Genomic DNA, 12189 nt, shown 5'->3' with positions numbered 1-12189 from the left:
AGGGAGGAGTAAATAAGAATGGCAAGACCAGCAAGAAGAACAGTTAGACGTTCTGAGAGAAAAAATGTAGAAAAAGGTATTGCTCATATACATTCAACATTTAACAATACAATTGTTACAATTACTGATCCATCAGGAAATGCAATTGCATGGGCAAGTGCAGGAACATGCGGTTTTTCAGGAACAAAAAAAGGAACTCCGTTTGCCGCTCAGCTTGCAGCTGAGAAAGCAGCAAAGATGGCAATGGACCATGGGATGAGGACAGTTGAAGTTTACGTAAAAGGGCCAGGTGCAGGAAGAGAAGCTGCGATTAGAGCACTCCAGGCAGCAGGGCTTGAGGTAACGCTTATAAAAGATGTTACTCCAATTCCTCACAATGGCTGCAGGCCACCTAAAAGAAGAAGAGTATAAAATTTTATAGGAGGTGCTTTGTCTTGTCAAAGTATATTGGACCTGATTGCAGACTATGCAGAAGAGAGGGAATGAAATTATTTTTAAAAGGTGATAGATGCTATACAGAAAAGTGTGCGTTTGCAAAAAGACCATACCCCCCTGGTCAGCATGGTCAAGAGAGAAAGAAGCTTTCTGAGTATGGTATGCAGCTTAGAGAAAAACAAAAGGTAAAGAGAATCTATGGTGTTTTGGAAACTCAGTTTAGAAGATATTTTGAGATGGCTGAGAAGATGAAGGGTATTGCAGGTGAAAATCTTTTGTCTTTACTTGAAAGAAGACTTGACAATGTGGTGTATAGATTGGGTTTTGCATCATCACGTGGTGAGGCACGAGTACTTGTATCGCATGCACACTTTAAAGTAAATGGTAAGACTGTAAATATTCCGTCTTATCTTGTTGATGTTGGAGATGTAATTGAAGTAAAAGAAAAAAGCAAGTCAAAACCAAGATTTATTGAGATAAAAGAGAAATATGCAAAGAGACCATCACCAAAATGGCTTGAAAAGGACGTTGAAAACCTTGTAGGTAAAGTAATTGCTTTACCAACAAGAGAAGATATTGATATGCCAATCAAAGAGCACTTGATTGTAGAGCTCTACTCCAAGTAATAAATGCCCTCACTAAAGCAGTTTGTGGTGTATTATTTTTAAGGAGGGTATATTGAGTTGATTGAAATTCAAAAACCCACAATTAGATGTGAAGAGTTAAGCCAGGACCAAAAGTATGGTCGATATGTCATTGAACCCTTGGAAAGGGGTTATGGAATCACAATTGGTAATGCACTTAGAAGAACGCTTTTATCGTCTTTGCCTGGTGCAGCTGTGACAGCGGTAAAAATAGATGGTGTTCTCCATGAGTTTTCTACTATTCCAGGAGTATTAGAAGATGTTCCAGAGATTATTCTTAACCTAAAAGGGTTAGCAATCAAGATGTCATCACCCGGTCCAAAGGTAATGTATATAGAGGCACAGGGTGAGTGTGAGGTAAAGGCAAAGGATATAAAAGCAGATGCTGATATAGAGATTTGCAATCCTGAGCATCATATTGCAACGCTGAATGAAGACGCACGACTTTTTATGGAAATAACAGTGAATCAGGGCAAAGGCTACGTTCCTGCAGAGAGAAACAAACAATCAAACCAGCCAATAGGTGTAATTCCTGTTGATTCAATCTACACCCCTGTTACTAAGGTAAATTATAAGGTTGAGAATACAAGAGTTGGTCAGGTTACAGATTATGACAAGCTTACAATGGAGATTTGGACAAATGGTACTATCAGGCCTGATGAGGCACTAACAGTTGCTGCAAAGATTTTGATTGAGCATTTTAACCTGTTTACTGATCTTTCAAATATTCCGACAAAGATCGAGACAGTTGTAAAGCAAGAACCACCAAAAAGGAATAAACTTCTTGATATGACTATAGAAGAGCTTGAGCTTTCAGTCAGGTCGTATAACTGCCTCAAAAGAGCTGGTATTAACACTGTTGAAGATTTAGTCAACAAGACAGAAGAAGAGATGATGAAGGTAAGAAACCTTGGTAAAAAATCATTAGAAGAGGTCATTCAAAAGCTTCACAGCTTAGGACTGAGCCTCAAAAAGAGCGATAGCACGCCGAAGGAGGAGGAAGAAGAGAAATGAACAAATTGAGAAAACTCAAACGCGATACAGACCACAGACAGGCTCTTATGAGAAACTTGGCAACATCGTTGTTCAAGCATGGTAGAATAATGACAACAGAAGCAAAGGCAAAAGATTTGAGAAGAGTAGCTGAAAAACTCATCACCATAGCTAAAAAGGGCGACCTTGCATCATATAGAAGAGTGTTAGGGTATCTTTACGAAGAAGATGTGGCTTATGATTTGTTCCAGAAGATTGCGCCAAGATATCAAGGAAGAAATGGCGGTTATACAAGGATAATCAAGGTTGGTCCAAGAAAAGGTGACGGCGCAATGATGGTTTATATAGAACTGGTGTGAGGTCAAAGAGGCAAAGTCCTCTTTGACCTTTTCATTTAATAGTAATCTGCAATAGCGTAATTATTCGAATCCATGTAATAACAACGAATATATTTTTGCTATTTACAAAGTGCAAGATATCTGCTAATATAATATATGCTTTTTGATTGTTGCGGGATGGTGTAATGGTAGCACAGGTGACTCTGGATCACCTTGTCTAGGTTCGAGTCCTAGTCCCGCAGCCAAAATGGCCCTATCGTCTAGAGGCCTAGGACACCGCCCTCTCACGGCGGAGACAGGGGTTCGAATCCCCTTAGGGCTACCATTTATATCCACAAAAGAATATACTTCGTCTGTCTAATGGCTTTGAAAAGTAGGACAGACGATTTTATTATTTTTGAAAAGTGCAATCAGGCTCTTTGTCAAGAATTGGGGTGGGTATTTTGAATGCCCACCTTTTTAGTTTTGCCATATATCATTTTATACGACAGGTAAAGAAACCATTCAAGTGGTCAAAATACGATTTACAACAATGATTATTTTGTGTTACGATAAAAATAGCTAAGCTTTAAGATGAGGTGATAGCTATGATTGTGAATGCGACAGAATTTAAAATGAGAGTAGGGAAATATCTGAAACTTGCTGAGAAAGAAGAGATTATTATTACAAAAAATGGTAGAAAAGTAGCAAAGCTTACACCGATTAGAAAGAGTGATACCTCTGCTGTGGATTTTTTATATGGTTTGATGGAGAATTATGGTAATAAAGAGATAGATGTACAACAAATAAGGAATGAGAGGCTAAAAAAGCATGAAGGTGTTAATTGACACTAATGTTATTTTGGATGTTTTATTAAAAAGAGCACCATTTGACACTGATTTGTATACAGTGTTAAAATACTGTGAGCAAAACGTTGTGGAAGGGTATATTCCTTCTTTTGCTGTTACAGATATTTATTATTTTATCTCCAAGAATTTAGGGAATGAAAAAGCGCGTCAAGGTATTGAAGCATTACTTAGCATAGTAAAACTTGTTGGTATAACTAAAAAGGATGTAGAAGATGCTTTGAGAAATCCAGCTATAAAGGATTTAAGGGATGCTTTACAACTTCAATGTGCCAAAAAAATCAAAGCAGAGTGGTTAATAACAAGAGATGATAAGTTTAAAAAGCTTATATCAAAACAATAACTCCTTTTGATTTTGTTCATACGATTATCAAGCCATAGACAAGTTCTCAAGGTAGCAGTTATAACACTACTCTCTTTTGCAAAAGTATTAAGAGAGTAATAGAAGGATATAAAAAGCGATAACAAAAACTTAAAAAAGTCCATCTAAAAAAGATGGATTTTTTTATTTAGCAAAAGTATTGACAAAGACAACTTCAACATGTTATCATAAAATAAAACCGAGTATACAAGTCGGAATTGGAGAGATAAAAATGTTTAGGTTGTCGACAAAAGGAAGATATGGTGTAAGAGCAATGTTTGATTTAGCACTGCATTATGATGAAGGACTTGTTTCACTCAAAAGCATTGCCGAGCGTCAAGAAATCTCTGAACATTATTTAGAGCAGCTAATTGCAACTCTAAAAAAGGCTGGACTTGTGAAGAGTATAAGAGGTGCTCAAGGTGGGTATATGCTGTCTCGAGAACCGTCGAAAATAACTATAGGAGAGATCTTACGGGCGCTTGAGGGGTCACTCTCGCCTGCTGAGTGCATAGATGATATAGAAAAAGTGGATTGTCCAAGAGCGGACTTTTGCGTTACAAAAAAAGTTTGGGAGAAGGTAAAAAAAGCAATCGAAAGTGTTGTGGACTCAATAACGTTGCAAGACTTAGTTGATGATTATAAAAAGATGACAGCAAATGAGTCTTATATGTTTTATATTTAAAAATGAGGGTATAATAGATGTAGATACTCTACTATAAAGATAAAAATAATAGGAGATGATATAAATGCATGAAAGAATTATCTATTTTGACCATGCAGCAACAACCCCACTAAAAAAAGAAGTTTTAGATGAGATGATGCCATATCTCACAGAGCAGTATGGCAATCCGTCAACCATATACAGACTTGGCAGAGAAGCAAAGAAAGCAATTGAGCTTGCAAGAGAAAGGGTTGCTAAGGCTTTAAATGCAGAGGTGCAAGAGATATTTTTCACCTCTGGTGGGACAGAGTCAGATAACTGGGCATTAAAAGGTGTAGCCTTTGCAAATAAAGATAAAGGTAAGCATATTATAACAACAACCATTGAGCACCATGCAGTTTTGCACCCACTAAAATATCTTGAGGGTTTAGGGTTTGAAGTGACATATGTTCCTGTTGAGCCAAATGGTATTGTGGATCCTCAAAAAGTCAAAGAAGCAATAAGAGAAGATACTATATTGGTTTCTGTAATGCTCGCAAACAATGAAATTGGTACAATTCAGCCAGTTAAAGAAATAGCAAAAATAGCAAAAGAAAGAGGAATAATTGTTCATACAGATGCTGTTCAGGCAGTTGGTCAAATTCCTGTTGATGTAAAAGATTTGGGTGTTGATCTGCTATCACTTTCTGCTCACAAGTTCTATGGACCAAAAGGGGTTGGAGCACTGTATATAAAAAAGGGAACGAAGATTCATCCGTTTTCACATGGAGGAGCTCAAGAGAGAAACAGACGTGCAGGAACAGAAAATGTTGCTGGAATTGTTGGGCTTGGCAAGGCGATAGAGCTTGCAATTCAGAATCTCTCTGAGTATGCTGCAAAACTTCAAAAGCTAAGAGATAAGCTTATTGATGGGGTTTTGAGCAAGATTGATTATGTTCGTCTAAATGGTGATAGATACAACAGGCTTCCAAATAATGCTAATTTCTCATTTGAGTTTATTGAGGGAGAGAGTTTGCTTTTGATGCTTGACATGAAAGGAATTGCGGCATCAAGCGGTTCTGCTTGTACATCAGGGTCTTTAGACCCATCACATGTGCTGTTGGCAATAGGGCTTGAGCATGAGGTAGCGCATGGTTCGTTGAGAATAACCTTAGGTGAAGACAACACGGAAGAAGATATAGATTATCTTTTAGAGGTCTTGCCAGAAATCGTATCAAGGCTCAGAGAGATGAGTCCACTCTATGAAAAGGTGAAAAAAGGGGGCAGATAAAGATGTATAGTGAAAAGGTTTTGGATCATTTTATGAATCCTCGAAATGTTGGTGAGATTGAGGATGCGAATGGTGTTGCTCAAGTAGGTAATCCAAAATGTGGGGATATAATGAAGATGTATCTTAAGATAGAAAATGGTATAATAGTTGATGCAAAGTTTAAAACATTTGGGTGTGGTGCTGCTGTTGCAACAAGTTCAATGGCAACAGAAATGGTAAAAGGAAAGACTATTGAAGAAGCCTTACAGATTACAAACAAGGCTGTAGCAGAGGCGTTAGATGGTCTTCCAGCAAACAAACTTCACTGTTCTGTTTTGGCTGAAGAGGCAATCAAGGCTGCAATAGAGGATTATTTGAGCAAGCAGAAGCAGCAAACACAAAACTAAATTGGTATAAAAGGGTGAGATTTTTTGAAGAAAAAAGTCCTTGTTGCAATGAGTGGAGGTGTTGATTCTTCTGTTGCTGCTGCAATCTTAAAGGAAGAAGGATATGAGGTATACGGTGCTACTATGCAGATTTGGCAAAACGAGTGTGGAGAGGATCTAATAACGGGAAAGAGTTGTTGTTCAATCTATGCAGTGGATGATGCTCGCAGAGTTGCTAATATACTTGATATTCCATACTATGTGTTCAATATGAAGGATGATTTCAAGAAAATGGTAATTGATTATTTCATTGATGAATATATAAAAGGTAGGACTCCAAACCCTTGTATAATGTGTAATAGAAAAATTAAATTTGAACTTTTTTTAAAAAAAGCGATTGCTATTGGTATGGACTATATTGCCACTGGTCATTATGCAGTTATAGAATATGACAGTAGTTTGAACAGATACCTTTTGAAAAGGTCTAAAGCAAAAGAAAAAGACCAGACATATGTGTTATATAACATGACGCAAGAGATGTTATCTAAAACTCTTTTTCCTTTAGGAAGATTTTCAAAGGATGATGTTCGCAAACTTGCAGAAAAATTTAAGCTCCCTGTTGCAAAAAAGCCAGACTCACAGGAGATTTGCTTTATTCCTGACAATAACTATGGCAAGTTTATTGAAAAAGAAACAGGGATTAGAGAAGATGGTGTGTACGTAGACACAGAGGGTAAAATCCTTGGAAAAAGCAGAGCTTATTACAATTACACTATTGGACAAAGAAAGGGACTTGGTATTTCAACTGGCAAGAGAATGTATGTAGTTGCTATAAAGCCAGAAGAAAACAAGGTTGTTTTAGGGGATGAAGATAAGATATTTGCAGATGCGCTTATTGCGACTGATTTGAATTTTATCCCATTTGACAAATTAGAATCTGAAATAGAAGTTACGGCAAAGATAAGATATACAGCTAAAGAGGCGAAAGCCAAAATCGTACCTATGGAAAATGATAAAGTACTTGTCAAGTTTTATGAAAAACAGCGTGCAATAACACCTGGCCAGTCTGTGGTGTTTTATAATAATGATATTGTGGTTGGTGGTGGTATAATAGAAAAGGCCCTCGTGTGAGGGCCTATATTTTTATAAATACTGGTTCTAAGTTTTCAAATTTTGCTAAGTATTTAAAACCAATCTCTTTTAGCAACTCAATGGTTGGTTTAAACATGTAAGCGATAAAATTTGGTGAGTGAGCATCAGACCCAATTGTGACAATTTCTCCACCCAGCTCATAATACCTTTTCAAGATCTTGGGTTCAGGATGAGGCGTCTGAAGGCCATATCTATAACCTGAAGTGTTTACTTCAATTCCCTTCCCCTTTTGTGTGAGTAATTTTAAAATCTCATCTATAAGGTCCCAATATTCTTTTCTGTCCAATTCTTTATTTTCATAATTTCCATAGCGTTTTACAATGTCAAGATGACCATAGACACAAAACTTATCGAACATTTTTATAAGATTTAATGTTTCTTCAAAATATCTCAAAAAAGCTTGTTCTTTGGTTTTGCCTGTATAAAAAATGCCATCTGCCAAATCTTGAAAGTCTACAACATGGGTTGATGCAATAATGAAATCAAACTGATAGCTATTTAAGATCTCCAAACTTTTTTCTATAGAATGTGGTTGCAAACCAACTTCAGCACCTAATTTAATCTTAATTCTGCCTTTGTATTTTTCCTTGACAGAATAAAATTCTTTCATGTACTCCTCATAGTCTATGTCCCAAATAGGATATGAAACTGGCGGGTATAAAAGGTCCATGTGGTCAGTAAAAACTACCTCATCAAGGCCAAGCTCTAAAGCTTTTTTGATAGCATCTTCCATGCTCATATTTGAGTCGGATGAGAAGTTTGAATGAATATGATAGTCAAACATTTTATGTCATCTCCTTTTTAATAGAGTTTTTGGCTTTCAATTAAATTTGGAAACAGGCTATAGTTTTTGCGTATAATCAAATTGTATGATATTTTATTGACAATGACAATAATGTAAAAAAGGGTGATTTTATGATAAAGCTAAAGGATGAACCAATGCAAGTGATAAAAAGGCTAAATCAGCACAATTTCAAAGCATACTTAGTGGGAGGATGCCTAAGAGACTATTTGCTTGGTACCACTCCACAGGATTTTGATATTGCAACAGATGCAAAGCCAGAAGATGTGATGAGACTTTTTGAAAAGACAATTCCAACAGGGATAAAACATGGAACAGTGACAGTCATAATAAACAATGTGAAGATTGAGGTTACAACTCTTAGAATAGAAAAAGAATATCAAAATCATAGATGGCCTACGGTAGAGTTTACAAACAGTCTTTATGAGGATCTAAAGAGAAGGGATTTTACGATAAACGCCTTGGCATATCACCCAGATGAGGGCCTTATTGATTATTTCAACGGACTTGATGATTTAAAAAATAAAATTGTTCGCTGTGTTGGAAATCCTCACCAGAGATTTTTTGAAGATGCTCTTCGAATTCTGAGGTGTATAAGGTTTGCAACTCAGCTTAATTTTAGCATAGATGAGAAGACATTTGAAGGTGTTGTGCTCTTAAAAGACCTTTTGAAAAAGATCTCTAAGGAGAGAATAAATGCTGAACTTTCAAAGATTCTCAGCAGCAAAAACTCTTTATATGGTATAAAACTGCTTTATGAAAGTGGTGTTGGAGAGACTGTGATTCCAGAATATATAAAAATATACAGCTTTCTGCATTCAACAGAGTTTGATTTGATTCCTTCTGAGTTCAAAATTCCGGCATTTTTTGCTTGTTTCCAAGATCCAAAAAAGGTGGAAGATATAATGAGAGATCTCAGATTTGATAAAAAAAATATCACTCTTGCAACAAAGCTATGTAACTATCTAAGTTCTGAATATGCCACAGAGTACCTCGTAAAAAAGGTATATTTTGAAGAAGAGAAGATGCCAGAAGGAATAATTTCTACACTTTCAATTTTAAAGGAAGATAAAACAATGATGGAACTGTTTAGTACTTTAAAGGCCCAAAATAAGCTTGTTAGCAAAAAGGATGTTAAGATAAAGGGTGATGATTTGTTAAAGCTCGGGTTAAAAGGCAAAGAATTGGGGAACGTATTACAGATAATATATGAATATATTCTTCACAATCCTGAGAAAAATAATAGAGATGAAATTTTAAAACATGTTAATTCATATTTTAAACAGGGTAAAAATTAATAAACAAATATTTAATTGAGGAGATGAACAATGCTACCAACCACAAATGAACTTGGATACTACGAAATTCGACTTGAAAGTATCGGCGGACTTGGGGCTAATGTTGCGGGAAAAATCTTAGCCGAGGCAGGAGTTGTTGGAAGTGAACTTAATGCTTTGAATTTTGCAAGTTACGGTTCTGAGAAAAAGGGCACACCTGTAAAATCATATATTAGATTTGCGCCAAAGGAAAAGCAAATAAGAATCAATTCGCCCGTTGTAAAACCTCATTTGGTAGCTATATTTCATGAAAATATGGTAAATACAAATCCTGTCACTCAAGGGCTTCAAAAAGACGGTATAGTCATTCTGAATACAAGTAAAGATGTGTATGCAGCTCGTGACTTTTTAAAACTTGCAAGCGGCACTGTTGCAGTTATTGATGCCATTAAAATAGCTCTTGAACAAAAGACAAGAATTAATATGGTAATGCTGGGTGCAATAGTAAAAATGCTTGGATTTATAAGTTTAGACAGCGTAAAGGAGTTGGTTAAAGAGGCTTTTGAGAAAAAATATCCTCAAACAATACCATCAAATCTTGCTGGACTTGAAGCAGGTTATAAAGAAGTAAAATCTGAATATTTTGAATATGATGGAAAATATCCTTATGTGGAATATCAAGAAGAGAGACGTCCAATAGGCTACAAAAATGCGCCAATTGGTGGGACGATTATTGAATATGCAAATACTATTACGAAAAACAACATTACAAGTAGAGTAGGCAAAATTCCTATCTTTATAAAAGAAAAGTGTATCCATTGTGGTCTTTGTGAAACAACATGTCCTGATTATGTCTTTGTGTGGGATAGAATTCCAGAAAACGGTAAAACTAAAATGTTCAACTTAGGACCAGACTATCAATATTGTAAAGGATGTTTGAGATGTGTAGATGTCTGTCCAAGCGGAGCACTTGTTGAAGGAATTGAAAGAGAACATGACATTGAGAAAATTTCTGCCAAGCATGATTTTGATGTATATGAGAAATGGTATGAGGATGGTGAAAATTCATGATAAAACCTCAGGAAACAATTTTTGAAAGCGGAAATGAAATGGCGGCTTTGGCTGCATCGCAAATAAATTATCATATCATGGGATATTACCCTATAACACCATCAACCCAAATTGCAGAAGAACTTGACCAGATGAGAGCAGATGGTCAGCATGATATCTTGCTTATTGCAGCAGATGGCGAGCATGGGGCAGCAGGAATTTGCTACGGAGCAAGTTTAGGCGGTGGAAGAGTTTTTAATGCAACAAGTGCCAATGGTCTTATGTATGCATTAGAGCAGCTGCCTGTTCAATCTGGTACAAGATTTCCAATGGTTTTGAATTTAGTTACAAGGTCAATTTCCGGACCTTTAGATATAAAAGGTGATCATAGTGACTTGATGTTTACATTAAATACTGGGTGGATAATTTTGCTTGCTAAAGACCCTCAAAGGGTTTATGACATGAATATCATGGCAGTAAAAATTAGCGAACATCCTGAGGTTAATTTGCCTGTTATTGTTGCGTATGATGGATTTTTTACAAGTCATCAAAAAAGAGTTGTAAGTTATTTTAAGAACAAAGAAGATGTTCAAGAGTTTGTAGGGAAAACTCCACCACCCCGGATTGTTGCAACAGACCCTGAAAATCCTGTGACAATTGGTCCATACATGAATGAACCTGACCTTATAAATAACAAATATCAACTTAGCAAGGCGATGGACAAAGCTTATGAGGTCATCCCTAAGGTATTTGATGAATTTTATGAAATAAGTGGTAGAAAATATACTTTGGTTGAAGGTTACAAAATGGAAGATGCTGAAGTTGCAATATTCGTGTTGAATTCCAGCTATGATACCGTTTGCGAAGCTGTTGACCTTTTAAGGCAAAAGGGTCTCAAAGTTGGTGTGGCAACAACAAACGTGTTGCGGCCCTGGCCTAAAAAAAGAAATCCAAGAGCTGCTCAAAAATGTAAAATACCTTGCTGTATTAGATAGACAAGAAAGTTATGGTGCAAAAGGTGGCAATATGACAATTGAGGTAAAAGCTACCCTGCAAGAGCTGAGGACAGATATAAAAGTAATTAGCAGGATTTATGGGCTTGGTGGGAAAGATTTCTTTTTAGATGATGCCATTTCTATTTTTGAGGATTTATATTTAGCATACGAGGATAAGAAACAAATACCAGATTTTGATTATATCGGAGCGTATGCAGGAGATGAGAACTATAAGCCCAGAAAATACATGGAGCCAATAAAGGCTGAGTGGACAAAAAATATTGCATTAAATACTCGCGACTTGACAGCAATGCCCAAAAGAATTGTTCCTGGGCATGGGGCATGCCCAGGATGTGGAATCTTTCCAAACTTGAATCTTCTTTTAAAAGGTATTGAAGGGGATGTAGTTTTACTTTTTCATACAGGCTGTGGTATGGTTGTAACAACTGCTTATCCTCAAACAGCATTCAGAACAACTTATATCCACAATCTATTTCAAAATGGGGCTGCTACTTTATCAGGACTTGTAGAGATGTATCATCAGCGTCAAAAAAGGGGAGAAATACCAAACAGAGAACTTACTTTTATTCTTGTCACAGGTGATGGTGGCAACGACATAGGTATGGGGCCCACAATTGGAGCTGCTCTGAGAAATCACAAGATGATTATATTTGAATACGACAATGGTGGATATATGAATACAGGTTATCAACTTTCATATACAACTCCCTATGGAGCCTCAAGTTCAACTTCACATGTTGGCAAAACTCAGTTTGGAAAGTCAACATTCCATAAAGATACCCCACAGATAATGGTTGCAACAAATATTCCATATGTGGCTACTGTTGCTGAGTCAGATCCCATAGATTTTGTAAAAAAAGCAAGAAAGGCACAAAAGATTATGAGAGAAGAGGGACTTGTTTACATTAAAGCTCTGTCAGCATGTCCACTGAACTGGGGAGATGAACCATCTAAAGAAAGAAGAGTAATTAAAGCAG

Annotated in this window: 13 protein-coding genes, 2 tRNA genes and 1 pseudogene (1 of these 16 running past the window's edge); 15 read left to right on the top strand and 1 reads right to left on the bottom strand. The window is 36.5% G+C overall.

What is annotated here, in order from left to right; all coding sequences use genetic code 11:
- Positions 1-18 precede the first annotated feature (18 nt).
- The 12 genes from rpsK (at position 19) to mnmA (ending at position 7046) form a co-directional block, all read left to right on the top strand.
- Positions 19-411: a 30S ribosomal protein S11 gene (rpsK, locus tag PGC14_RS07150; RefSeq protein ID WP_011917765.1), complete on the top strand. Its 393-nt coding sequence runs from the start codon at positions 19-21 to the stop codon at positions 409-411.
- A 23-nt stretch (positions 412-434) separates the two neighbouring features.
- The gene (rpsD, locus tag PGC14_RS07145) at positions 435-1061 is read left to right on the top strand and encodes a 30S ribosomal protein S4 (RefSeq protein WP_127351555.1); all 627 of its coding nucleotides are present in this window, start codon (positions 435-437) and stop codon (positions 1059-1061) included.
- Between the two features lie 57 nt (positions 1062-1118).
- On the top strand, positions 1119-2093 hold the full coding sequence (locus tag PGC14_RS07140) for a DNA-directed RNA polymerase subunit alpha (RefSeq protein ID WP_039764316.1): 975 nt from the start codon (positions 1119-1121) through the stop codon (positions 2091-2093).
- Positions 2090-2431, top strand: a complete 342-nt coding sequence (rplQ, locus tag PGC14_RS07135; protein WP_011917762.1) for a 50S ribosomal protein L17 — start codon at positions 2090-2092, stop codon at positions 2429-2431. Before PGC14_RS07140 ends, rplQ begins: the two co-directional genes overlap by 4 nt.
- Positions 2432-2581: 150 nt before the next feature.
- A tRNA-Gln gene (locus tag PGC14_RS07130) sits at positions 2582-2655 on the top strand.
- 4 nt (positions 2656-2659) lie between these two features.
- A tRNA-Glu gene (locus PGC14_RS07125) sits at positions 2660-2735 on the top strand.
- Between the two features lie 262 nt (positions 2736-2997).
- The gene (locus PGC14_RS07120; protein ID WP_039764317.1) at positions 2998-3237 is read left to right on the top strand and encodes a type II toxin-antitoxin system Phd/YefM family antitoxin; all 240 of its coding nucleotides are present in this window, start codon (positions 2998-3000) and stop codon (positions 3235-3237) included.
- Positions 3221-3598, top strand: coding sequence for a type II toxin-antitoxin system VapC family toxin (locus PGC14_RS07115; RefSeq protein ID WP_051109287.1), 378 nt, complete (start codon positions 3221-3223; stop codon positions 3596-3598). Before PGC14_RS07120 ends, PGC14_RS07115 begins: the two co-directional genes overlap by 17 nt.
- Positions 3599-3848: 250 nt before the next feature.
- Positions 3849-4301, top strand: coding sequence for an RrF2 family transcriptional regulator (locus PGC14_RS07110; RefSeq protein WP_011917759.1), 453 nt, complete (start codon positions 3849-3851; stop codon positions 4299-4301).
- A 64-nt stretch (positions 4302-4365) separates the two neighbouring features.
- Positions 4366-5550: a cysteine desulfurase NifS gene (gene nifS / locus PGC14_RS07105; protein WP_039764319.1), complete on the top strand. Its 1185-nt coding sequence runs from the start codon at positions 4366-4368 to the stop codon at positions 5548-5550.
- 2 nt (positions 5551-5552) lie between these two features.
- Positions 5553-5936, top strand: a complete 384-nt coding sequence (gene nifU / locus PGC14_RS07100; protein WP_039764320.1) for a Fe-S cluster assembly scaffold protein NifU — start codon at positions 5553-5555, stop codon at positions 5934-5936.
- 24 nt (positions 5937-5960) lie between these two features.
- The gene (gene mnmA / locus PGC14_RS07095; RefSeq protein ID WP_039764321.1) at positions 5961-7046 is read left to right on the top strand and encodes a tRNA 2-thiouridine(34) synthase MnmA; all 1086 of its coding nucleotides are present in this window, start codon (positions 5961-5963) and stop codon (positions 7044-7046) included.
- A 4-nt stretch (positions 7047-7050) separates the two neighbouring features.
- On the opposite strand, the gene PGC14_RS07090 is transcribed toward mnmA, so the two are convergent.
- Complete coding sequence (locus PGC14_RS07090) at positions 7051-7851, bottom strand: histidinol-phosphatase HisJ family protein (protein WP_039764322.1); 801 nt, start codon at positions 7849-7851, stop codon at positions 7051-7053.
- Between the two features lie 131 nt (positions 7852-7982).
- On the opposite strand from PGC14_RS07090, the gene PGC14_RS07085 reads away from it, so the two are divergent.
- The 3 genes and pseudogenes from PGC14_RS07085 to PGC14_RS13485 all read left to right on the top strand — a co-directional run.
- Entirely contained in the window at positions 7983-9167 is a 1185-nt protein-coding gene (locus PGC14_RS07085; RefSeq protein ID WP_039764323.1) for a CCA tRNA nucleotidyltransferase, read from the top strand.
- A gap of 30 nt (positions 9168-9197) precedes the next feature.
- The gene (locus tag PGC14_RS07080) at positions 9198-10217 is read left to right on the top strand and encodes a 2-oxoacid:acceptor oxidoreductase family protein (protein WP_271628534.1); all 1020 of its coding nucleotides are present in this window, start codon (positions 9198-9200) and stop codon (positions 10215-10217) included.
- Positions 10214-12189 (top strand): annotated as a pseudogene (locus PGC14_RS13485) (thiamine pyrophosphate-dependent enzyme); it runs 233 nt beyond the window's last position. Before PGC14_RS07080 ends, PGC14_RS13485 begins: the two are co-directional and overlap by 4 nt.

The sequence above is a fragment of the Caldicellulosiruptor sp. DIB 104C genome (assembly GCF_028198085.1).
Taxonomy (GTDB): Bacteria; Bacillota; Thermoanaerobacteria; order Caldicellulosiruptorales; family Caldicellulosiruptoraceae; genus Caldicellulosiruptor; species Caldicellulosiruptor saccharolyticus.
Note: the sequence above shows the minus strand (reverse complement) of the source record. Positions and strands in the feature narration are given on the sequence as shown.

Coding starts and splice junctions, on each gene's coding strand:
- rpsK (WP_011917765.1), top strand. CDS start 19: ATGGCAAGACCAGCAAGAAGAACAGTTAGACGTTCTGAGAGAAAAAAT.
- rplQ (WP_011917762.1), top strand. CDS start 2,090: ATGAACAAATTGAGAAAACTCAAACGCGATACAGACCACAGACAGGCT.
- PGC14_RS07120 (WP_039764317.1), top strand. CDS start 2,998: ATGATTGTGAATGCGACAGAATTTAAAATGAGAGTAGGGAAATATCTG.
- PGC14_RS07115 (WP_051109287.1), top strand. CDS start 3,221: ATGAAGGTGTTAATTGACACTAATGTTATTTTGGATGTTTTATTAAAA.
- PGC14_RS07110 (WP_011917759.1), top strand. CDS start 3,849: ATGTTTAGGTTGTCGACAAAAGGAAGATATGGTGTAAGAGCAATGTTT.
- nifS (WP_039764319.1), top strand. CDS start 4,366: ATGCATGAAAGAATTATCTATTTTGACCATGCAGCAACAACCCCACTA.
- nifU (WP_039764320.1), top strand. CDS start 5,553: ATGTATAGTGAAAAGGTTTTGGATCATTTTATGAATCCTCGAAATGTT.
- PGC14_RS07090 (WP_039764322.1), bottom strand. CDS start 7,851: ATGTTTGACTATCATATTCATTCAAACTTCTCATCCGACTCAAATATG.
- PGC14_RS07085 (WP_039764323.1), top strand. CDS start 7,983: ATGATAAAGCTAAAGGATGAACCAATGCAAGTGATAAAAAGGCTAAAT.
- PGC14_RS07080 (WP_271628534.1), top strand. CDS start 9,198: ATGCTACCAACCACAAATGAACTTGGATACTACGAAATTCGACTTGAA.